The sequence below is a fragment of the Runella sp. SP2 genome (assembly GCF_003711225.1).
Taxonomy (GTDB): Bacteria; Bacteroidota; Bacteroidia; order Cytophagales; family Spirosomataceae; genus Runella.
Genome location: NZ_CP031030.1, coordinates 6679911 through 6704004 on the forward strand (window position 1 = coordinate 6679911; position 24094 = coordinate 6704004).

The following is a 24094-nucleotide window of genomic DNA, read 5'->3' on the forward strand; positions in this document are numbered from 1 at the left end:
ACATCATGAAAGTTAATTCATATACCCATCTTCTCGGCCGTGCGACAGTACAAAGTTTGCCCTTTGCCCTTCGCCCTTTGCCTATTGCCCTTTGCTTCTTGCTTTTTGCTTCTTCAGCTTGGGGCCAGCAAAAAAAGACGGCCGTTTCTCCAAAAACTCCCATGGATACGTCGTTGTTAGGGAAATACCGAGTGGGCGTGATGACCAAATCGTTCGGTGACTCGGTGGTGGTACGTTGGGCACCCAACCAATCCTCTTTTTTCAGACAGGCGCTTAAATCGGGGTATTTGCTTACTCGGCGGAGTGTAATAGACAATAAAACTACAAAACTGGACTTTCAAGAGACAATATTGCCTTGGACGCTTGAAGAATGGCTTAAAAATACCGCTCGCCGCGACACCCTAGCAGCGGCTTGTGCACAATTAGTTCATGGGAAAAATACGCCCATCGGAGCTACTGAGGCGGTGACGTTGGATAAAATTCTGGAACAACAAAATCAAAACGACCTGCGCATGATGGTGGCCTTGGTTTTGGCAGATAGCCACCCTCGATATGCCCGCGGAATGGCCTTAGGTTGGGTGGATAAAAAGGTTAAAAAAGGCGTTCAGTATCTCTATTATGTGATTCCGCTAACCGACCCGCAAACGTATCCAGTAGAAGTGGCGGCATCGTCGGTGGTCAATGACGGCCCAGGAGCGCCCCTGAAAATGGTACCTGTTCGTCCCGAATCGGGTGAGCATTTGATAAAACTTAAATGGAACCGCCGTTTGGCCGAATCTGCGTTTTCGTCGTACCACGTAGAGCGCTCAACAGATGGTGGCAAAACTTTCCGTCGGCTCACCAAGCGTCCTTGGATACAGCCCCCCGCCGACCAGATGGATGACATCATTCAATATGCTGACTCCGTTCCTCAAAATTACCGCAACTACCACTATCGAATCTTGGGCATTACGCCTTTTGGTGAATTGGCACCTTCGGAGATGATTGTCGGCATGGGCGTTGACAAAACCCCGCCGCCATCGGTAGAGCAACTCAATGCCAAACACCTCAATGGCGCCAAAGTGAGCGTGACTTGGAAATATCCTACCGCAACTGGCGACGTGGCAGGTTTTGTGGTGGCCAAAGCAACGAATTTAGAAGGTCCTTTTAGCCCGCTCATTACCGAGCCGTTGGGGCCTGCGGCACGTGAGTTTACGGACACAACGGCCATTCCTTATTTGCCCAATTATTACAAAGTAATTGCGGTAGATACGGCCCGAAACTTGGGGCACAGCCTGCCCGTTTATTGTATCATCAAAGACGGGAAAGGCCCTTCAAAGCCCAAAGGGTTGCAAGGGTACATCGACTCGACGGGCTTTGTGCGCGTAGTATGGGACATGAACCCCGAGCCTGATTTGATGGGGTATCGGGTGGTATCGGCAAACGATCGAAAACACGTTTTTACGGTAGATACCAAAGGCTATTTGGCATTGCCAGTTTATAATGATAGCGTGACGCTGAATACCTTGACGCGAAAAAAATACTTTCGGGTCATTGCCTACGACAAAAATTATAATCCAAGCGAAGCTTCTGATATTTTGGAGCTGATTCGTCCCGATAAAATTGCGCCAACGACGCCTGTCATAAGGGACTATGTAGTGAGCGACACCTCAGTAGCGCTTTCGTGGGCACCGAGCAGCAGCGACGACGTAGCGTATCAGTTGCTGTTACGTCGCGGCAAAAGCAGTGAAAGGTGGGTTGAATTGGCAAAATTAACCAAAGACATTTCGACTTATACCGACAAAACCATCAAAGGAAGCGCAGAATACGGCTATGCGTTGGTGGCAGTGGACGAAGCGGGGTTACGTTCAGAAACGTCATTTCCACTCAATGTTCAAACGCCACGCATTACTCCCCAGAAAGTCAATGGAATCAAGGCAATCGTAAATCCAGATAACACGGTGCTGGTTTCGTGGAATTATGCTGTTCCTAATTGCCGCTTTGTGGTTTATCGGGCGGTCGAAAAAGAACCTTTTTTAAGTTATGATTCGGTGTATGATAACCGTCAATACCAAGATAAACGCCCACCAGCAAAAGGCATTGTTCAGTATGCGGTACGGGTTATTTATCCTGATGGATTGGAGGCGAGTTTGTCTTCGGTCGTAAAAGTAGCGCTTAAATAAATGCCTTTCAACGCATTGTATCCATGAAAAAGCTATTCTTATTTTTAGTATTTATCAGTTTTGGGAAAGCCTTTGCCCAAAGCGAAGCGCCTTCGAACTTGGCGGCGGTTGCCGTTTCCAGCAAACAGGTTAATCTGAGCTGGACTGACAATTCTCGACGGGAGTTGGGCTTTGAAATAGAGCGCTCAACGACTTCTGAAACGGCGGGTTTTTCAAAATTAGGAGAGGTAGCAGCCAATGTTGTTGCTTATACCGATGCCAATCCGCCCGCCAATACGTATAGTTATTATCGGGTAAGGGCGAAGTTGACAGCGACCACTTTTAGCGGTTATTCCAACGTGGTTTATGCTTTTCCGCCCGTTGCGCCCAACATTTCAAAAATTGAAGTGAAAGGGACAAACTGGATTGCGATTACGTTTAAGGTACAAGGTGGAAAAGAAAACGGCAATGTCGTTATTCAGCGACGCCAAGGGCAGGGTGGGGCATGGAATACGATTGGTTCGTTTGATTCTAACCTTACGTTTTATGATGACCAAACCGTTCCGTTAGACAACACGGAGTACTGTTATCGGGTGTCTTGGACTGGAGCGCCCAATGAGTATTCTAATATCGCTTGTGCCACTACGCTCGCTTCGCCACCTAACCCGCCGACCAATCTTAGCGCTGTAGCGGTATCGTCAAGCCAAATCAATCTTAGCTGGACGGATGCTTCTAGTAATGAGTCAGGTTTTGAAGTTTTTCGCTCTACTGACAATGCCAATTTTTCTAAAATTGCCGATGTAGGCGCGAATGTAACGACCTACGCCAATACGGGGCTGAATGCTTCTACCCGTTATTATTATTATGTAGGTTCTCAACGGGGCGGTACGCCTTCGCGTACCAAATCCAACACCGCCGATGCCACCACGCAATCGGCCTTGCCCAATACCCCCGCGCGTTTAACGGCCAACGCCACAAGTAGTTCCCAAATCAATCTTTCGTGGGCAGATTTGTCAGATAATGAAACGGGTTTTGAAATAGAACGCAGTACAGATAGCCGAAATTATAGCAAAATAGCCGATGTAGGGGCTGGAACGACGACCTATTCCAACACGGGACTTGTTAGCAATACGCAATATTGCTATCGGGTACGGGCAAAAAATGGAGCGGGAAACTCGGGTTATACCGACCCCGCTTGCGCCACTACCCAAGCGCCGCCCGTAACGATTCCTCGTCCGCCGAGTGGCTTGACGGCCACAGCCACCAGCAGCAGTCAAATCAATTTGTCGTGGACAGACAATGCTTCCGACGAAACGGGATTTGAAATAGAACGCAGCACGGACGGGACAAATTTTGCCAAAATCGCGGATGTAGGCGTGAACACGACGACTTATTCCAATACGGGACTTGTTAGCAATACGCGTTATTGGTACCGCGTTCGGGCAGTAAATTCGGCGGGAGCAAGTAGCTACACCAATGTCGCGGATGCTACTACCCAAGCGCTACCCGTAACGATTCCTCGTCCGCCGAGTGGCTTGACGGCCACAGCTACTAGCAGCAGTCAAATCAATTTGTCGTGGACGGACAACGCTTCCGATGAAACAGGTTTTGAAATAGAACGCAGCACGAACGGGACAAATTTTGCCAAAATCGCGGACGTAGGCGCAAACACCACGACCTATTCCAACACGGGTTTAAATGCTTCGACGCGTTATTGGTACCGCGTACGGGCAGTAAATTCAGCAGGTGCAAGTAGTTATACCAACGTCGCGGATGCTACTACGCAAGCGCCGCCCGTAACGATTCCCCGCCCGCCGAGTGGCTTGACGGCCACAGCTACTAGCAGCAGTCAAATCAATTTGTCGTGGACAGACAATGCTTCTGACGAAACAGGAATTGAAATAGAACGTAGTACGGACGGGACAAATTTTGCCAAAATCGCGGACGTAGGCGCGAATACCACGACCTATTCCAACACGGGTTTAAATGCTTCGACGCGTTATTGGTACCGCGTTCGGGCGGCAAATTCGGCAGGAGCAAGTAGCTACACCAATGTCGCGGATGCTACTACCCAAGCGCCACCCGTAACGATTCCCCGCCCGCCGAGTGGCTTGACGGCCACAGCCACCAGCAGCAGTCAAATCAACTTGTCGTGGACGGACAACGCTTCCGATGAAACGGGATTTGAAATAGAACGCAGTACGGACGGGACAAATTTTGCCAAAATCGCGGACGTAGGCGCGAATACCACGACCTATTCCAACACGGGTTTAAATGCTTCGACGCGTTATTGGTACCGCGTTCGGGCTAAAAATTCGGCGGGAGCGAGTAGTTACACCAACGTTGCAGATGCCACCACTTTATTGGCGGTTCCTGCGACTCCGACCAACCTCACGGCTGAACTCGCAGATTATGACCAAATTCGGTTGACGTGGGGAACGCTGTCGAACGCTACCAACGTCCTCGTTGAGCGTTCAACCAGTCCTACGAGTGGTTTTACACAGATTACCCAACAACCCGCTACAAATACCTCGTACGTGGATTTGGGGTTGAACGAACAAACGACTTACTACTACCGCATTCGCCTATCTAACGCCGCTGGGAACTCAGGATACAGCAACGTAGTGAGTGTAACGACGCCTGAGGTAGTGATTTCGGTGCGGCCGCAGTTGTCGGAAGTAGGCTTGACTGTGGTTGCTTACGGCCAGACGTTACGCATCCAAAACGAGCGTTTTCAGCCGTTGGAATTGGATTGGAAATTGATAAGTCTAAACGGACACCCCATCAAAGCCGACGCAGGGATTGTGGCAGGAAAACAAGCGTGGATACACGACCTAAGTGCGTTGAGAGGAGGCGTGTACGTGGTCATTGTTAATGCCGAAAATCGGGTTTTTTCAACCAAAATTGTGCTCAATTAATTCTCAAAGAATATGAAGACGTTAGCGATAGTTAGTTGTTGTTTTCTGTTGATGTTGGCAGGATGCACGCCCCAAAAAGTAGTTCCTATTACCGATTTGATTGGTAAAAAATGGAAAGCAAAATTGGTAAAAGAAGGCACGCAAGTGGTGTTTAGTTTGGGAGGAACGGCCAACGTGAAGCCAAGTTATGCCAATTTTCGACTGGATTTGAGCGATCCTAAACAAGTCACGTTCAAGGATATTGATGGCCGAACGCTGGTAGGAACATGGACGGTTTCGACAGATAACCAGCGACTTATTTTGGAAAACCTCGTGCCCAAACCCACAGGTACAATTGGGACGGTGGAGTTTTTTATAACCGAAACCCCAACCGCCGACCTGCTAAAATTGGAGCGCACTGCCGAAAGTCGCAAAACGGGCAATAGCATTAATAGCTATGAATTGATTCCTGAGTAACCCTGCAAAAACGCCACCAGCTTGGCAAAGGCCCGTGAACGGTGGCTGATTTTGCTTTTTTCGTCCAGTGTCATTTCGGCAAACGTGTGTATGCTACTTTCAGGAACAAAAATAGGGTCGTAGCCAAAGCCATCGGTGCCGCGCGGGGTGTCGATGATGGTGCCTTCTACAATTCCCTCAAACGAATGGCTTTTTCCTTCCAAGGTAAGTGTAATGACGGTTTTGAAACGTGCTTTACGGTTAGACTCACCAGCCAATTCACGTAAAACGCGTTCAATGTTGCGGGCGTGGTTGCGCTCGCCGCTGTAATAGGCCGAATGAACGCCAGGAGCGCCGTTGAGCGCTTCTATTTCAAGACCAGAGTCATCGGCAAAGCAGTTGACTCTGTAGTGTTCCCACACGTATTCGGCTTTTTGGGCAGAGTTACCCTCAATGGTATCGGTGGTTTCGGGAAGTTCTTCGTTGCACCCGATTTCTTGGAGGGTTTTTAATTCAAAATTATCGCCCAAGAGTGCTTTGATTTCCTTGAGTTTATGGGCGTTGTTGGTAGCAAAACAAAGTTGCATGAGTTAATAGATAAAAGAACAAAAAGCGGCCGAATGGCCGCTTTTTGTGGTATAAAAATAAAATTACTTGCGTTTCGCTTCGACCTCAAAGAGCAGCGGAGAGTAAGCGGGGATTGGTCTTGCACTAGTCGCGCCACTGCCCGTAGCTCCGTATCCGAGGGTAGAAGGGAAGATGATGATGGCTTTTTCGCCGTAACGCATCTTGGCGATACCGTCGTTAAAGCCTTTCACTACCCCACCTGATGCGGTACCTTTAGGGTCAACCACGTTTACATCGACGGTGCCACTGTCAAACTGTTTGCCGTTTCGGATGAGCTTACCAGTATATACAACGCTTACTGTTGTTCCAATTTCAATTTCGGCAGAATCAGGACGAGCCAAGGTCTTTACAAACCGAAGCCCGTTTTCATTGTTTCTTTCTAACCCCAAAATCTTATTGGCTGCTACGTAGTCGTTGATTTGTTCTTCCTGCGTACGTACTTTTAGGATATTAATATCGTAGCGAATGGGAATGTACAATGGGGCTAACAACGAAACATCGCCAGAACCACGCAACGACCACGGTACAAAAAGCGTTACTTTGTCGGTCTCTCTTATTTTTTCATAAGGAGCATTCATCAGTACCTCAAACGACGGCACAGGGTTGAAACGGTAGGCCATTTCATAACCAGTAGTGGTGATGTCGTTGGTATTAAACGAACGGATAAACACATCTCCAAATCCTACTTGACTACTGTCAATGATGGTTCCATCAAGCCGCCTAGCGATGTAGCTAAACGTTACTTCATCTCCAATTTGAGGCTTCTGGAGGCTTGTGTCGGCATTGTTAACGATGTAAAATAAGCCCGTAGTAAGGCTATCAGCCACGAGTTTGTTCGCGCTCAGATAGTTTTTGATTTCGGTCTTATTTTCGAGTGTTTTACGATCTTGGTACACATCCTCCGTCTGTTTGCAAGCAAACATGGTTGCCACTATACTTGCCGCTGTACCTAAAATTAACTTTCCCCTCATTCTTGTTCGATTGAGTGTGTTTGATTGAGTTTGTTTGCGATTTGCAATGGTTGGCTGCTTACTGTTGCCCACCTACTGCGCCAGGCCCTGCGGGAGCTGCTGGTGCTTTTTTCACGTCCACCAATTCAACGTCAAATACCAATACAGAGTTTGGTGGAATCACGCCTGGAGAACCTGCCGTTCCATAAGCTAACGACGATGGAATGATAAACGTACATTTTCCGCCTTTTTTCATGGTCATAATTCCTTCTTCCCAGCCTGGAATCACCATTCCTTGGCCGATAGGGAAGTCGATGGGCTTACCACCACTTTGTGGATTTTTCACTGAGCTATCAAAAACCTTTCCGTCGAGGAGTTTGCCAGTGTAGTGTACGGTTACTACGTTTCCAGCAACGGGCTTCACGCCTGTTCCTTCCTGAGTTACTACATAGTTCAAGCCCGACGCCGTTTCGGTTGCGTTAAGTTTGTTTTTAGCTACGTAGTCGTCGATGATTTTAGCATCCGTTTTCACTTGCTTTTCGCGCGCCGAGGCTTGTGATTTCTGGAATTCTTGCTCATTCTGAACGTCCACAAGTTTTACCGTAAACTGAATGTCCGAACCTTTAGGAATACCTGGAGGGAGCGGTTGCATCATGCGTGTGAAGAGTGAATCGGCACTTACAAAAAACGACGCACTGTCTTGTTTTGAAATCATGGCAAGACCTTCTTCAAAGCTACCTTTGAAAGGAGGTACTTGAAGCATCATTTGCATTGGTTGGCCTTCTTTATAGGTATCACGCAAGACAGAGTCTTTGCTGTTTTTTAATACCAAATGAAACGTAAGAATATCGCCAACTTTTGGTTTGCGGCTATCAGAATGTTCATCGTGAATTTGATATTTAAGACCGGTTTCGCTGACACTAACACGGTTGTTGCAAGCAGCCATGAGGGCAGCTACCGAGAAAAAAGCAATGGTTGATTTAAATTTCATGAAATGAGTGCAAAGCACAGTTTAATTGTATTTGAATTGGGATGCGATTACAAGATTATTTTTTAACGTTTAAAAGCTCATTTTGGTATTCGGGTAATACCGATAATAAAAGCTCAGCGGTTTCTTTTAATGAGGTATTGGTACGCCCACCAGAGGCGTTTTTATGACCTCCTCCCGCAAAGTATTGATGGGCCAAGTCGCGCACCGAAAAATCAGACACTGAACGGAAGGATAGCTTGATTTCGTCGCGGCGTTCGATGATGAGTACCGACATGACGATGTTTTCGAGCGAAAGTCCATAATTAACAATGCCTTCGGTGTCGCCCATCTCCGATTGAAAACGTTTTAATTCTTCGAGCGATAAGGTCATATATACCGTACGGTATTCGGGTAAAACGGTAAGTTTTTCCGACAAAACATATCCTAAAAGCCGTGTACGACTGATGGTATTATTGTCAAAAATAGCCCGATGGACGTCGTTTACTTGCAAACCCGTTTTCATGAGTTCAGCCACGGCAAGGTGTACTTCGGGCGTGGTGCTTCCGTGTCGGAAAGAACCCGTATCGGTCATAATTCCCGCATACAAGCACTGGGCCATGGGCAAGTCCACCAGCGAGGCATCACCTAGTTGCTGAATGAGTTCAAAGACATACTGAGCGGTTGCAGCTTTGGATGTATCCGAAAACACAAAATCGGCAAAGGATTCTGGCTCTAAATGATGGTCAATGAGCACTTTGGTGGCCGTTGAAGCCAGTGCCAGTTCACCCAAGCCTTTGATACGATGCAGGGCATTAAAGTCTAAGCAGCAAATCACCTCGGCATCTTGTATTACTTGCTTGGAGCGTGCTTGAGACTGAACATTTTGGTCGTAAGTAATGACTTCATTAAAGTCAGGCATCCAGCGCAAATTGGCCGAACATTCGTTAGGAATGATGACCGTTGCACTGTGCCCTTTTTTTTGAAGGTATAATTTCCATCCCAAAGAAGAACCTATCGCGTCAGCGTCAGGATTTTGGTGGGTCAAGATGACAACACGTTTTTGGGGCGAATTGATGAGTTCGTAAAATGCGTTCCACTGTTGCATAGCTTGCAAAATTAGCAATTTTCTTAAAAAAGACCTGCTAGGTTTTCAAAACCTGTGTAGTCTGCGTAGTTTTGCCCCACTTTTTTATCGAAAATTGTTCATTTTAAATCACAACATACTAATGGCAACCAACAGAACATTCACCATGGTGAAACCCGACGCTGTAGAAGCAGGGAATGCAGGCGCAATTTTGAAGATGATAGAAGAAGCAGGATTCCGCATTGTGGCGTTGAAAAAAACATTGTTGACCCAAGAGCGCGCAGGACAATTTTATGCTGTACACGCCGAACGTCCGTTTTATGCCAGCTTGTGTGCTTACATGTCATCGGGCCCGATTTATGCGGCGATTTTAGAAAAGGAAAATGCCGTAGCAGATTTTCGTACGTTGATTGGGGCGACCAATCCAGCCCAAGCGGCCGAAGGAACCATCCGTAAATTGTTCGCCAAGTCGCTAGAAGCAAATGCCGTTCACGGTTCTGACTCGGACGAAAATGCAGCGATTGAAGGAGGATTCTTTTTCTCATTGACGGAGCAATTTTAGTGAAAAAATAGCCCAAAAAAACTTTAGGCTTCGAGGTATATCGAAGCCTTTTTTTTTGCCATTTTTCGTGAAACATCAATTTTGTGTAGATTTCACGGGCAAAAAAGTAGGTTTCACGGAAATGTCTTGCGTATGGGGTACAGCAACGCGTATCTTCAATACAGTTATAACCTGTAAAATCCCCCATAAGTAGAGAAATGAAAAATCCCGAAATGAGATTGCGGAAGATGGATTCGTCCGTATTAGTTGCCAAAGAAGAACCGTTTTCGTGTGAAGTATTGAGCAAGCTTTTAGAGAGCGAAGGCTTCGACGTTGTAGGAAGAGCTAACGAGTTGGATGATCTTATTCAGAAGATTCACACCAAGAAACCAAAGTGCGTGATTGTCGAGGCCAACTTGATAGGAAAAGAGACAAGTCACTTACTAAAGCAAATTGCAGAGGCATCGAGCCGACCTAAGATGGTTTTGTTTTTTAATGCCTCTAATTCGAGGGAACTCTCCAAAGCGCTGGACGCCAATTTTAACGGCTACCTGTACTCAGAAGATAAATTGGAGGAGTTGTACAAATGTTTGTTGTATATCCAGACGCAAACAAAATACTACAGCGATGGCTTCAAGGACCTCATGAAGAAGATGGGAGTCAATGAGGTGGATAGTGAAACGCACCGAAAGTTGAAGTCCCTTACGAAGCGAGAGCGGCAGATTCTGTACCTAGTAACCGAGGGGCTGACGGGCTATGAAATAGCCGACTCGTTGTCGATTAGTTATCGAACACTGGCAAATCATAAACAAAATTTAATTCAAAAACTAGGTATTGAGAGCAACCGACATTTACTCAAATTTGGGCTACAGATAAAATCGTACCTCAATACGCTATAGTTGTTTGCTAGGAAGGCTACGGTTTTCACTAAGCGATTTTTTGAAGGCATCCAGCCGAGTACGGGGCATCACGAGCTCTCGTGCTTGGTTGGTACCTTTGACATACACAAGGTATTTTCCTTTTTCCCAGTACGTATAGCTGTTAAGGTGATTCATGTTAATGATGCAACTTCGGTGAATTCGGAAAAAGTGAGTTGGATCAAGCTCTAGTTCTAACACAGATAGGGGTTTGGAGACTTGGAAGCGACCTTTGGGGTGTTCTACAAAGTATTTCTCCTCCACTGTTTCAAAAAAGTAGCAATCGTCAATTCTCAAAAATGCTTCACCCGTTGTGGCTTTCCCGTCAATGAATTTGATGTATTTGTCAGGAGACGCGGGACTATTGACGGTTATGGGGGTATTTATTGAAAATGTAGTAAATGATTTAGGTTCAGTAGCAGGGGCGGCTTCGACAACACTTTGTGGCGGAGCAGGAGGGGCTACTGTTTCTTTAACAACAGTGGCTGCTGGCGAAGAGTGCCGACGAAGTGCAATCGCTTTTTTCTGTGAATGTGTTGGAGTGAACGCATTTATTTCTAAAAAATCGCGAACAAGCGACACATTCAATAAAATATAGCCTAGAATTATGATGAACGGTAGGTACAAAAGATAGGTTTCGATGGTGAAACCATGCAAAATGTATAAATCGAGGTAGCGATTAAACGAGTAGTGGGGGAATTCGCGGAGCAAAAAGCGAACATGTAACGTAACAGGGAAAAAAAGAAAAAATGCTACAAAAAACAGCGGGAGGAATTTTAATTCATACCAAAGAATAGATAGGGTATTAAAGCTGATTTTGCGGATTCCCCAAAAACGGTGGTATATGTCAATTAGGAAGGATAGTATATATAAGGTACAGAACTCTGGTACTAAAATCCCGATTAAGATATTTTTGACATAACTAAAAAATGTCTGATATGAGACATAGATATCTAAGCGAGTTTTGGGGGATACAGCCCACCCGAGAATCTCGCAAAAGATTACTATAACCAACAAGAAAATAACCCCAGTCTTTGGGTTTTTATAGAAAGACCGATTAAGCGTCATCGACTTCATGGCTTCTCTTTAAGTATCAACTGCCTCTGGCAGTGTAGGGTATTGTGACTCACAAAGATACAAAATAGTCAATAGTTACTATAACATTTCATAAATATAGGCATTACTGCGGATTTCCCAGCACGTCTCTCTCCTCTACCTTTGTATCATCCAAAGCGGAAAACTACAGTGGGTTAAAAATAACAAATAATGCACTGGATATCAATAATTTAAAATCAAAAATTTAACTACTACAACAATGAAAAAGTCATTCGAAATCAAAGCAAAAAAAGAATTGAACTCTTTTATCCGGGCTGGCAAATTTTATGCCAAAAATGAAACGGCAAAGGTACTCAACCTTGGTGAATCAGATCCATTTGCGTCTTGCTACAAAATTGTGGTGAACAATGACGTTGAAAATAAGCTAGTTCTTCAATAAATCTCTCTGTCAGCAATGAGCTTTTCAGGTTTTATAAACTATCAGCGTGCGCTTCTCGACTGTGAAAGTGCATTCAATAAAGTGAATTTACACGATGAAGAAGGGTATATGGTAAGGTTTGCGATATTTTCAGCGAATCTTACCAACTTCCTGCCTGAAATCCCTGTTTCGGAACATGCTGAGATGTTTAGAAAACTACTGACGAGCTTGGCATTTGAGACATTTGATCGTAATGTATTGCACATCAGTGAGGTATGTTCGCTCAATGGCGACCTGAAGGCGTTAGAAACCCCAGGTGCTCCGAGTATATTTTGTACGTTTCATTTAGGTTCGTACCGAATCATAGCCAATTTGTTGATTAAAAATGGGCATCATTTTACAACCATTGTAAAAAAAGATGTCTATAAACAGCAGATTGATTCGATGATGGACTATACAAATAGGATGAAAAAAACGTACAAAACGGATAGTGAAGTCCATGTAGTGAGTGCAGAAGACCCTAATATTGTACTAAAACTGCTTAGAGAGTTAAAAGCAGGGAGGTCTTTGCTGGTATATTTGGATGGAAACGTAGGTACAAGTGATGAAAAGCTTGAGAAAATCACGTTTTTAAGCCGAACAATCACTGCCCGAAAAGGAATGGCCTACCTTAGTTATGTAGCTGGGGTGCCGCTAGTGCCAGTGATTTCGTATCGAAAATCGGATATGAGTAATGTCCTTTATATGGGTGAAGGGATATTCCCTAATAAGTCTGTACCCAAAGAGGCATATTCACAGCGAGTTTTACAACAACTTTTTGATTTTTTTGCCAAGTACGTTGCCAATTTTCCCGAACAATGGGAGGGTTGGAATTATATACACCATTCTTTACAGACAGATGAAACGTCGTTATCGCCACCACCCCCTTCGGCCTATCGAAGGTTGAGTTATCAATTCAACGAGCATCGCTACAGTATTTTTGACCTGAAAGAGTCGCCCGTTTTGTTTGATAAACGCTATTATTCTACGTACGAAATATCGGATAGTTTGCGAGATTACCTGCTTGAATCTCCTTTTAGTAATCCTAAAAGGGTGTTGGGAAAACCAATTTTTCAAGAGTTAGTTCGCCAAGAAATTATAATTTGAGTGCAGAAAGTCTCCAAATCTGGAGACTTTTTGTTTTTACCCCCATCCCAAACAGCCATTTTTGGTCAATTTTTGAAAATGCTTCACGGGCAAAAATGTAGATTTCACGGGCAAAAATGTAGATTTCACGGGCAAAAATGTAGGTTTCACGGTTTTGGACTTGAAACGGCGTCATCTGTGTTTGTTTTCGTAGTAATTTCGTCACAGAGAATTTAAGCTCAAAAGCAAAAATCGTCTAGCTGTACAGAGACAGCTTGCTCAACGTTATGTAAGGTAATAGGACAACGTTATGAGGTGTCTCCAATTAACGATGACATAATTTTTCAAAGTAGGGTAAAGTGTGCAACATTGGCCTCATCTCTCTGGGATGGGGCCATGTCTTTTTAGAGCATTCATTGTTTCTTCTTAAAGTGCTTTCAATGAGATTTGGTTTTATGATTCAGCCATTTCGTGTGAGGCAAAGGAAATTCTATACCATATTTTTTATGGACTTAAATTAAGGGTTTTGGCATAGTATTTGACAGTGGAAGGTATATCCCTTGCATTGGTAAAGTATTGTATATCTTATATAGCATACTGGCTTTGCAAGCAGGGGTTCAAAAATTAGACAGTATTACCAACACAACTGTTTTAAATGTATATGTGTCCAAACAAACGCAGAGGTCGGGTCGATTTCTCCGAAGGAGGGAGCTATCGGTCAAAAAGTACTCTTAGGGCGGGGAAATACCCCCAAAAGTTATTGAATTTTACTGAGGGGGCTTCGCAAATGGGGGTGGCTTTGTACAAAAGTCACATTTGCAGAACTGTTACAAAGGTGTATTCTGTGAAGTTGAGTATGCTCTTTGTTATTTTTTTGACAATTAGTACAGCCCAAGCGCAAGTATCTGGGATTGTATTTAGAGATTTTAACTCAAACGGCCAGCGGGATGCTACTACCCAGCTCAGTGAACCATTGGTCGAAGGGGTGGATGTGCAAGCAACTGATGCGACGGGGGCTATACAAACCAAAACAACCAACGCAAGTGGAGCGTATAGCTTTACAGGGCTTACCCTGCCAGTACGCATACAATTTAGTAATATCCCTTCAGGAAATTTTTCTGGGACACACGGCACTGGTTCGTTTTCGAGTGTGCAGTTTTTTAGTGCCAATACTACCACCGCGAATTTAGGGATTTCAAATCCTAACCTCTACAGCCAAACTGCGCCACCGCTGGTAACAAACTGTTACGTTGTGGGGTCTGCGGTAGGTAATACCCAAGACGCTATGATTGGGTTTTCGTATTCGGCAGGTTGTATTGATGCCGACCTCAATGGGGTTTGCGACACAGGTTCTGCCAATACTTTCACAACGCCCGCCCCTTCGCACATTGCAACAGCTACCCAAGTTGGATCAACTTGGGGACTAGCTTATCACCGACCCTCAAAGTCGGTATTTGCAGCCTCTTTTATGAAACGGCACGTTGGCTTCAAACAAAAAGGTAAAACAGGGGTAATATTTAGAATTGAAAACCCAGAAGCTGCGACACCAACCATTACTGAATATGTTGATTTAGACGCTTTAGGTTTTGCCACAAAGCCCCCTTCAGGTGATCCTCACCCCAATGATAATGCCACGGTGGCTGCATGGGACAGAGATGCTAACTCATGGGATTGGGTAGGTAAAATGAGCTTGGGAGACCTAGATATTGATGAAACAGAGCAAAATATTTATGTAGTAAACCTATACGATCGAAAGCTTTATAAAATTCCAATCAAGTCAACTCCTGTGGTTGCAGGAGATATTACGAGCGTTGATATTCCCAAACCCGCCACAAATGATGTGGACAATCGCCCGTTTGCGTTGGGAATCAATAATGGAAAAGTTTATGTGGGAGTTACCAATACGCAGGAATCAACAGTGACGGGTTGGACAGGTGGCGTAACTACGACTGTAAAAGGAACTCGGACAGGATTGGCCATGTATGTTTATGAGTATGATCCTAACACAGGATTCAATACAACTGCGGTGCTAAATGCCCCACTAACTTACACCCGTAAAAATGCGATTAACTCTAGTTTTAAACCTACAAGTGGAACGTGGAACCCTTGGGTGAACGTTTTTACCGCTTTTGACCGTGAAAATAATGGCACTCAGTGTATCGGGGATAGGGCTTATCCTCAGCCATGGCTTACTGATATTGAGTTTGATAATGGACAAATGATACTTGGGGTCAGGGATAGATTTGGAGACCAAACAGGATATAATGCCCTTGAACCAGTGACCAATACTGTCAATCAAAGTACCCCTTGCCAGAACCAGGGGGAAACGGGGCAGTTTAATGGAGTTGCTGTAGGTGATTTATTACGAGCTTCGCGTACTGGAAGTGCAACCACATGGACGCTTGAGTCGAACGGAAGTAGTGGGGGTGTTACTACCTCAGGAGCAGGTAATGCAAATGGGCCAGGAGGAGGTGAATTTTATTATCAACACAGCTACGACAACTTTCACTTTGACATTGGAAACGGAGGTCTTGTGCAAGTGCCTGGGCATAGTAGTGTTGTAGAAACAGCCTATGATGTTATTAACTTAACAGCCGAAGCATATAACGGAGGGATTTTGTGGCATAACAATACCACAGGGAGAAGAATGCAACAGTTTAAAGTGTTTGATACCTCTGGCGGGTCTCCCTTTGCACCAGATAACAACACGCTTGCTAAAGCAAATGGATTGGGAGACCTAGTGGCACTCTCATCGTTACCGACCATTGAAATCGGAAATAGAATATGGAAAGATGCTAATAAAAACGGAATCCAAGACCCTGCCGAGGTGGGAGTCGATGGGGTTGTCATAGAGCTTTTTGAAGGTACAACGACTACAGGATCCCCTACTCAGACGGTTACTTCTGCAACACTCAATGGCCAAAAAGGAACGTGGTATTTTACAAATTTAAAAGCCAACACCGATTATAGAATCAAAGTCAAAACTGCCTTTGGTACGGGGGCATTGGCTACGTGTGCGGCATTTTCGCCCACGGGCCAAGGTACAGTGTTAACAGATAACGACACTGACACAGGCACAATTGCGCTAAAAACAGGGAATCTCGGTGAGAATAACCACTCATTTGATATCGGGGTAATTGAGCCTGTTGGTTCAATAGGAAACTATATTTGGAAAGATGCCAACGATAACGGCAAACAAGATAGTGGGGAAGCAGGTCAAGCAGGCGTTATCGTTCAATTATTACAGGGTGCAACTGTATTGGCAACTGATACAACGGATGCCAATGGTTTGTACGGGTTCTCTAATTTGGATGCTGGAAGCTACCAAGTCAAAATTTTAGTGACTTCTCTACCAGCAGGCTGTGTTATTTCTTCAAAATCCAACGCAGCAGGAGTAGCCGATAGCCTTGATTCTGATTTTGACGCAGCAACTGGCTTGAGCCAATCAGTCACAATTACGCCTACGGGAACGGGTATTGCCAAAGATAACCCAACAATCGACGGGGCACTTTATTCACCCCTAGGCTCTATCGGAAACTACGTTTGGAAAGATACCAATAACAACGGCAGACAAGACAGCGGAGAAACAGGACAAGCGGGTATCATTTTGCAGCTTTTGCAAGGTTCAAGTGTGGTTGATGAAGATACGACCGATGTGAATGGTTTCTACAGTTTCAACAACCTAACCTCGGATACCTATCAAGTTAAGTTGCTTTTGACATCTCTACCAGCGGGTTGCGTTATTTCTTCAAAACCTAATGCCGCAGGAGTAGCCGATACGCTAGATTCTGATTTTAATGCGGCAGGTTTGAGTCATTTGATTACAATTGATACTTCAAAACCAGCGGCTGATACCTTGCGCAACAACCCTCACATCGACGCGGCGCTTTTCTCACCCAAAGGCTCAATTGGAGATTATGTGTGGAAAGACCTGAACGATAACGGTATCCAAGACGATGGCCCAACGGGTGTAAAAGACGTGATTGTGGAGCTATACAAAGGAAGTACAACAGGTAGCCCCATCGCGAAAGATACAACCGATGCCAGTGGTGCCTATGGTTTTACCAACTTAGATGCGGGCGATTATTACGTCAAAGTCGTTGTTACAAGTCTGCCAGTAGGTTGTGTGATTAGTACTAAACAAGATTTGGGCGGCGACGATACCAAAGATTCGGACGTGAATCCAGTCACTGGTTTTAGTGCAAAAATCACGTTAGACCCAACCTTGACGGGACTTTCTAAAGACAACCCAACGATAGATGCGGCCTTGTATTCGCCTAAAGGGTCGATTGGGAATTACGTTTGGAAAGACCAAAACGACAATGGTATTCAAGATGCAAGCGAATTAGGAGTTGCAGGGGTAATTGTTCAATTGTTAAACTCGACAACCAGCGCGGTGCTGGCAACGGATACAACAGATGCCAACGGTTTGTATTTGTTCCCCAACTTGTCGAGTGGCAGTTACCAAGTGAAAATCGTGACAACGAGCCTACCCGCAGACTGTGCACTTAGCAGCCAACAAGACTTGGGTGGCGATGATGAGAAAGATAGCGACTTTAACTCAACCACAGGTTTAAGTCAAGCTGTAACCATCGATGCTTTAGGCACGGGTACAGCAAAAGATAATTTAACGGTGGATGCGGCCTTGTATTCACTCAGAGGCTCAATCGGAGACTTTGTTTGGAAAGACCAAAACGACAATGGTATCCAAGACCCGAACGAATCACCAGTGGCAGACGTAATTGTGCAGTTGTTGCAAGGAGGGAATGTGATAGCGACGGACACGACAAACTTCAACGGTTTGTATTTGTTCCCTAACTTACCAAACGGTACTTACCAAGTAAGAATCGTAACAACCAGTCTGCCTGATAGCTGTGTGATTAGCAGTAAGAAAGATTTGGGTGGTGACGATACAAAAGACAGTGATTTTGACCCAACAACGGCCTTGAGTCCACCTATTACCATCAACGTTTCGGGAACGGGTATCGCCAAAGACAATCCAACGATAGATGCGGCATTGTCAACACCGAAAGGCTCTATCGGAGACTACGTATGGAAAGACCAAAACAACAATGGTGTTCAGGATTCAGGTGAACCAGCAGTGGCGGGTGTAATTGTTCAGTTGTTGAATTCAACAACCAGTGCTGTTTTGGCAACTGATACGACTGATGCGAGTGGATTGTACTTATTTACGAACTTGAAGTCAGGCACTTATCAAGTGAAAATCGTAACGACGAGTTTACCAGCGGGTTGTGTGATTAGTAGTCAACAAAACCTGGGCGGCGATGATACGAAAGACAGTGATTTTGACCCAACCACAGGTTTGAGCCAAGTGGTAACGATTGATGCCAAAGGCACGGGCATAGCCAAAGACAACCCAACGGTGGACGGCGCATTGTTCTCGCCTAAAGGTTCGATTGGCGACTACGTTTGGAAAGATTTGAATAACAATGGTATCCAAGATTCGGGAGAGCCAGGGGTATCGGGAGTAATCATTCAATTGTTGCAAGGGTCAACGGTTGTTGCGACGGACACGACGAACGCCCAAGGATTGTACTTGTTCTCAGATTTATCAAGTGGCACGTACCAAGTGAAAATTGTGACAACCAGTCTGCCTGATAGCTGTGTGATTAGCAGCAAGCAAGATTTAGGCGGTGACGACACCAAAGACAGTGATTTTAACCCAACGACAGGTTTGAGCCAAACGGTGACAATCAATGCAACGGGTACAGGCTTGGCGAAAGATAACCCAACCATTGATGCGGGCTTGTTTACGCCAAAAGGTTCCATCGGAGATTACGTTTGGAAAGACCAGAATGACAATGGTATCCAAGATTCGGGCGAACCAGGAGTGGCGGGCGTAATTATTCAGTTGTTGAAAGGGGCGACGGTTGTAGCAACCGATACAACGGACGCGAATGGTTTGTATTTGTTCCCGAACTTGTTGAGTGGTACTTACAAAGTGAAAATTGTAACGACGAGTTTACCAGCGGGTTGTGTGATTAGTACCAAAAAAGACTTGGGCGGCGATGATACGAAAGACAGCGATTTTGACCCAACCACAGGTTTGAGCCAAGTGGTAACGATTGATGCCAAAGGCACGGGCATAGCCAAAGACAACCCAACGGTGGACGGTGCGTTGTTCTCGCCCAAAGGTTCGATTGGCGACTACGTTTGGAAAGATTTGAATGACAATGGTATCCAAGATTCGGGAGAGTCAGGGGTATCGGGAGTGATCATTCAATTGTTGCAAGGGTCAACGGTTGTTGCGACGGACACGACGAACGCGCAAGGGTTGTATTTATTCTCCAACCTGTCGAGTGGTAGTTACCAAGTGAAAATTGTAACAACCAGCCTGCCACCGAATTGTGTGATTAGTACTAAGCAAAATCAAGGAAGTGACGTTACGAAAGACAGTGACTTTAACCCAACGACAGGTTTGAGCCAAACGGTGACAATCAATGCAACGGGTACAGGCTTGGCGAAGGACAACCCAACGATTGATGCGGGCTTGGTGGTACCGTGTGTTAAATCGAGCGTTACTTTATCGAATGCGCCAGTTTGTTCGGCAGATGTACAAACGTATAGTATTACCTTCACGGTGACCAATAAATTGGGCATTGTGAAAGCGAACAAAGGTACGTTGAGCGGTAACAATCCTTACACCGTCACAGGTATCCCGTCGGGAGCAAGTGTAATCATTACCGATAGCTTGAGTGCTGTCTGTAAATCAGATACGACGATTGTTGGGCCTAACTGTAACTGTAACCCACCAGTACCAGTGTTATTGACGCCAAGTATGGCTGCTTGTATTGGTGATACCTTCCCGACCTTAAAAGCGACGGTGGTAGGTCTGGCAACGGTAGAATGGTTTAGCCAACAAACAGGCGGCACAGTGTTATCAACGGGCTTGAGTTTCAAACCAAGTGGCACAGTGACGGGTACAACGACCTACTACGCCCAAGCGCGCAGTACTGACCAAACCTGTCCAACGGCAGTGAGTACCAGCCGCGTCCCTGCGACGGTTAATGCCCAAACTTGTATTGACACGGTTGACTTAGCATTGAAGAAATCGATTAATACGAAAATAGCACAGGTAGGTGATGTACTTACTTATACGCTAAAAGTTTGGAATGAATCGAACAAAAATGCGACGGGGGTAGAAGTAGCCGATAGTATCGCGACAACGGTACAGTTCATTGCGGGCAGTTTTGTGGCCAGCCGTGGCAGCGCTACAATCAGTGGTAATGCCATCAAGTGGACGATTGGTAACATTGCTGCTAATGGTGACACGGTGACGTTGCGCTACCAAGTGCGAGCAACCCAAGAAGGACTGCACTTTAACACGGCTGAAATTTCGAAAGTTGATCAAAAAGATGTGGATTCGACGCCAGGTAACGGCAACCCAGCTGAAGACGATATCGACCGTCAGTGTTTTAGCGTGCCGTTCAAGGTGTGCCCAACCAACCAAGTGGAAGCATCGGTACCTGCACTTTACACAAATGTTCAATGGTTTAAAGACGGAGGAACAACGCCAGTAGCAACGGGCAATGTGGTTCTGTTTAGTGAAGTGGGTATCTACACTTTCACCGCAACGAATCAGACTTGCCCAGCAGGAGGATGTTGCCCAATCATCATTGAGCCAGGCGTAAACTGTTGCCCAGAGGATTTGTGCGTGCCATTTACAATTCAAAAAAGAAAGAAAAAGTAAAATAAGGCTTTAGCCAATCGCGCCCCCCTTTTTCATCGGAAAAAGGGGGGCTTTTTGTTGGTATTCATTTTAAAAAATAAAATTTAACCAAAATTAGTATTGCACTTAAATTTGGTACATTTATTGCTAGTATATTTAATAGTTGATTTTGGATAATATTTTTACGACAGTTGCTTTCAAAGGCATCCTAAACTGTGGTTTAGGGATGCTTATATCTGCTTTTTAGCCATTTCGGCACTATTTTTGCACTTGTTCTTACTGTACGTTTACAAATGCGATAACTAGCATTTGGTATATTCTTTTCCTACTCTATTATACATACATTTATGATTATCCTCCCAAAGGTGTGTTTGCGCGTTTGCGTAGGCATAGTAGTATCATTAGCAGCATTGCTAATGGTTGGAAAAGCATTTGCACATTCTGTCAAAAATACAGAACGTACTTCTTTGCGGGTTTTCACCTGCGTTTCCCCAAAATTCAATTCTGTAACTGTTACGTCGGCCACTTGTAAAGCGGGTGGAGGAGGCAATAATGATGCTAAGATTGCTTTTACGGCGACGGGGGCAGACAAATACGGTATTTCCCAAGGCACAACCTATGCGGGTCCTGCGTATTCCGCCGCCAAAAACCTTTCATCGGGGGCGGCTGATAGCCTCAACATCGCGAATGTTTCGTCTTTGTGGACAATCCGAGTATTCAATGGAGATAATACCTGCTTTAAGGATACGACAGTAGTGCTGAACTGTAATCGGTGTGTAGTGCCGTGCACAAACATGACGATTTTGGTGGGAGAAATTACCAATGCGGGCGAAAAAGTAATCATTCAGCCTTTAGATCCCAATAGCGGCACCATTCCCTGCTCAATTCCTAACACGGGGGGCGATGGCATTGCGATTGACCAAGTGAATAAAATCGCCTACATCGGTAGCCCTTTTAGTAGCCCCATCAAGGTGTATAGCTTTGCCCAAGCTACCTTTTTGCCGAATGTACAACCGTCGTCGGGGACTAATTCATTTGACATTACGCTTTCGGAAGATAAAAAGTACTTACTACGGGGTGGCACCAACGGTCGGGTAGAAAAAATTCGGATTCAGAATGGGCAAGTTGTGGTTTCGCGAGCAACGTCTTTTTTTTCGGATGGCCAAAATAAAATCTGGGGTGTGGCAGCCTACGGTGGCAAGGTGTATGTAACCACGGGCTACAACGACCTAAATACCGCAGGCAGAAGCACCGTACAGGTAATGGATAGCACCTTGTCGAACCCTGTACGCTTACGAACCCGTAATGATGGGAAAATTTATGTGGGTATTACGGTGGATAAAGACGGTACGCTTTGGACAACGGTGGACGGCTACGGAAACGGGGATGCCGTAGAGCACCTAACGGCGGAAGGAACATTGATAAAAAGTTACCCCATTACGTCATCCAACCAACAATCACGTCGCCGCCCATTCGATATTGACTTTGGCCCCGATGGCAACCTTTACGTGGCTACTTTCTACGGCGATTGTGTTTCTAAACTCACCCTCGATTCGCCCGCTAATCCTGATTTTGGGAAATTTAGTACTTACCTCGGTTTTGAGTCGGGAGTGCTCAGTAAAAACTTGGCGTTTGTATGTGGCGATGTGATTTGCCCCTGCGACCAACCAACGGTGGCCGTGAAAGTGACAGACCCGACTTGTGAAAGTGAGGGAAAGCTTGAATTGACGGCTGTTACGAAAGGGAACAAATTTGGAATTAGCAAAGGCGTTACCTATTCAGGGCCATCGTATGCCAATGCAACCACTTTACCCAATACCTTTCCATTAACGCTTGTCTCAAATATTAATACAACGGCTGATTCTACTTGGACAGTGCGGGTGTTTAACCAAGAAAGCGGTTGTTACAAGGATACCACCGTTACTATAAAAGGCGTTCGTGCCAAATCCCTCATTTCGATGCTAGGCACACCGACTTGCGCTGACGATGCTCTCACGTACAGTTTTACCTTTAGCGTAACCAACAAACTAGGTACGGTTAAAGTAAACAAAGGAACCTTAACGGGCAACAATCCTTACACCGTCACGGGGATTCCTTCGGGCGAAGATGTGATTATTACGGATAGTTTAAGTACAATTTGCAAATCAGATACGACCTTGACAGGGCTAAACTGTAACTGTAACCCATCGTTACCCAAAGTGATAACGTCGAGCTTTACGATTTGCATTGGCGATTCTTTGCCAACACTTCAGGCCGCGATTGTGGGTTTGGCTACGGTTGAGTGGTTCAGTCAGCCTGTAGGAGGCGACATTTTGGCAACGGGCTTGACCTACAAACCAACGGGTATTGTAACAAGTACTACGACCTATTATGCCCAAGCTCGGAGTACAGATCCTGCCTGTCCAGTCGCGATTAGTACGAGTCGCACACCTGCCACTATCAACGCAGACACCTGTACCATTGATTTAGCCCTAAAGAAATTTATTGACAAAAAAATAGCCCAAATTGGCGACACCTTGACTTATACTATAAAGGTATGGAACGAGTCAAGTAAAGGGGCTACGGGGGTGGCAGTCATAGACTCTATGGCAACGACGGTCGCTTTTGTGCCAGGTAGTTTTTCTATGAGCCGAGGCAATGCGATTATCAGTGGAAATGTAATTCAATGGACGATTGGTGAGATTGCTGCCAACGGCGATACGGTTACTTTGACCTACAAAATCAAGGCCATTCAAGAAGGTATTCATTTTAATACCGCCCAAATTTGTACTGCCAATGAGCAAGATGTGGATTCTACTCCTTGTAATAACACGGAAGGGGAAGACGACATCGACCGCAAATGTTTTACTGTGCCTTTTAAACTTTGCCCTACCGAGAAAATCGAGGCGACCGTGCCGCCCAAATATACCAGCGTACAATGGTATAAAGATGGCGGCACAACGCCCATCGCCACTGGGAATAGTATCCTTTTGAGTGATGTAGGGGTATATACTTTTACTGCGACTAATCAAACTTGCCCTGCTGAGGGATGCTGTCCAATTATCATTGAAGAGGGGCTTAATTGTTGCCCTGTCGAATTGTGCATACCTTTTACCATAAAACAGTCCAAAAAAGCAAGAAAATAAATATCCTAAAATTGAAAATTATCAGTTTGGCGTAATTGTTGGTAGGGATAATACTACGTTTTTGGGTTAATATTTTGAGAAATAGAATATAATTAAT

At 45.2% G+C, this 24094-nt stretch carries 15 protein-coding genes; 9 read left to right on the top strand and 6 right to left on the bottom strand.

What is annotated here, in order from left to right:
* The first annotated feature begins 5 nt into the window (after window positions 1-5).
* From DTQ70_RS26925 to DTQ70_RS26935, 3 genes are read left to right on the top strand one after another with little or no spacing between them, the layout of a single operon-like run.
* On the top strand, window positions 6-2162 hold the full coding sequence (locus tag DTQ70_RS26925) for a fibronectin type III domain-containing protein (protein ID WP_164490231.1): 2157 nt from the start codon (window positions 6-8) through the stop codon (window positions 2160-2162).
* Between the two features lie 23 nt (window positions 2163-2185).
* Window positions 2186-5059 (top strand): fibronectin type III domain-containing protein, encoded by a 2874-nt coding sequence (locus DTQ70_RS26930; protein WP_122933670.1) that lies wholly within the window; start codon window positions 2186-2188, stop codon window positions 5057-5059.
* Window positions 5060-5071: 12 nt separating this feature from the next.
* The gene (locus DTQ70_RS26935) at window positions 5072-5515 is read left to right on the top strand and encodes a hypothetical protein (RefSeq protein WP_122933671.1); all 444 of its coding nucleotides are present in this window, start codon (window positions 5072-5074) and stop codon (window positions 5513-5515) included.
* Here DTQ70_RS26935 and rdgB read toward each other — a convergent pair.
* The 4 genes from rdgB to DTQ70_RS26955 form a co-directional block, all read right to left on the bottom strand.
* Window positions 5494-6081, bottom strand: coding sequence for an RdgB/HAM1 family non-canonical purine NTP pyrophosphatase (gene rdgB, locus DTQ70_RS26940; RefSeq protein WP_122933672.1), 588 nt, complete (start codon window positions 6079-6081; stop codon window positions 5494-5496). The genes DTQ70_RS26935 and rdgB overlap by 22 nt on opposite strands.
* Before the next feature lie 63 nt (window positions 6082-6144).
* A complete protein-coding gene (locus DTQ70_RS26945) occupies window positions 6145-7092 on the bottom strand; it encodes an FKBP-type peptidyl-prolyl cis-trans isomerase (RefSeq protein ID WP_164490232.1) in 948 nt (315 codons plus the stop codon).
* 58 nt (window positions 7093-7150) lie between these two features.
* Window positions 7151-8062, bottom strand: coding sequence for an FKBP-type peptidyl-prolyl cis-trans isomerase (locus DTQ70_RS26950; protein ID WP_122933674.1), 912 nt, complete (start codon window positions 8060-8062; stop codon window positions 7151-7153).
* 55 nt (window positions 8063-8117) lie between these two features.
* Window positions 8118-9146 (bottom strand): bifunctional oligoribonuclease/PAP phosphatase NrnA, encoded by a 1029-nt coding sequence (locus DTQ70_RS26955; RefSeq protein ID WP_206019587.1) that lies wholly within the window; start codon window positions 9144-9146, stop codon window positions 8118-8120.
* A gap of 121 nt (window positions 9147-9267) precedes the next feature.
* On the opposite strand from DTQ70_RS26955, the gene DTQ70_RS26960 reads away from it, so the two are divergent.
* Window positions 9268-9687, top strand: coding sequence for a nucleoside-diphosphate kinase (locus DTQ70_RS26960; RefSeq protein WP_122933675.1), 420 nt, complete (start codon window positions 9268-9270; stop codon window positions 9685-9687).
* Between the two features lie 197 nt (window positions 9688-9884).
* On the top strand, window positions 9885-10565 hold the full coding sequence (locus DTQ70_RS26965; protein ID WP_122933676.1) for a response regulator transcription factor: 681 nt from the start codon (window positions 9885-9887) through the stop codon (window positions 10563-10565).
* Here DTQ70_RS26965 and DTQ70_RS26970 read toward each other — a convergent pair.
* Complete coding sequence (locus tag DTQ70_RS26970; RefSeq protein WP_164490233.1) at window positions 10560-11294, bottom strand: LytTR family DNA-binding domain-containing protein; 735 nt, start codon at window positions 11292-11294, stop codon at window positions 10560-10562. The genes DTQ70_RS26965 and DTQ70_RS26970 overlap by 6 nt on opposite strands.
* Window positions 11295-11898: 604 nt before the next feature.
* On the opposite strand from DTQ70_RS26970, the gene DTQ70_RS26975 reads away from it, so the two are divergent.
* Both DTQ70_RS26975 and DTQ70_RS26980 read left to right on the top strand, forming a co-directional pair.
* Window positions 11899-12078, top strand: a complete 180-nt coding sequence (locus DTQ70_RS26975; RefSeq protein WP_028525031.1) for a hypothetical protein — start codon at window positions 11899-11901, stop codon at window positions 12076-12078.
* Window positions 12079-12093: 15 nt separating this feature from the next.
* Window positions 12094-13203, top strand: coding sequence for a hypothetical protein (locus tag DTQ70_RS26980; RefSeq protein ID WP_122933678.1), 1110 nt, complete (start codon window positions 12094-12096; stop codon window positions 13201-13203).
* Here DTQ70_RS26980 and DTQ70_RS26985 read toward each other — a convergent pair.
* Window positions 13193-13378, bottom strand: a complete 186-nt coding sequence (locus DTQ70_RS26985; protein ID WP_122933679.1) for a hypothetical protein — start codon at window positions 13376-13378, stop codon at window positions 13193-13195. The genes DTQ70_RS26980 and DTQ70_RS26985 overlap by 11 nt on opposite strands.
* Before the next feature lie 660 nt (window positions 13379-14038).
* Between DTQ70_RS26985 and DTQ70_RS26990 the strand changes: the two genes are divergently transcribed.
* Together DTQ70_RS26990 and DTQ70_RS26995 are read left to right on the top strand one after the other, a co-directional pair.
* Entirely contained in the window at window positions 14039-20893 is a 6855-nt protein-coding gene (locus tag DTQ70_RS26990; RefSeq protein ID WP_164490234.1) for an SdrD B-like domain-containing protein, read from the top strand.
* A gap of 326 nt (window positions 20894-21219) precedes the next feature.
* The gene (locus DTQ70_RS26995) at window positions 21220-23997 is read left to right on the top strand and encodes a DUF11 domain-containing protein (protein ID WP_122933681.1); all 2778 of its coding nucleotides are present in this window, start codon (window positions 21220-21222) and stop codon (window positions 23995-23997) included.
* Window positions 23998-24094: the final 97 nt, after the last annotated feature.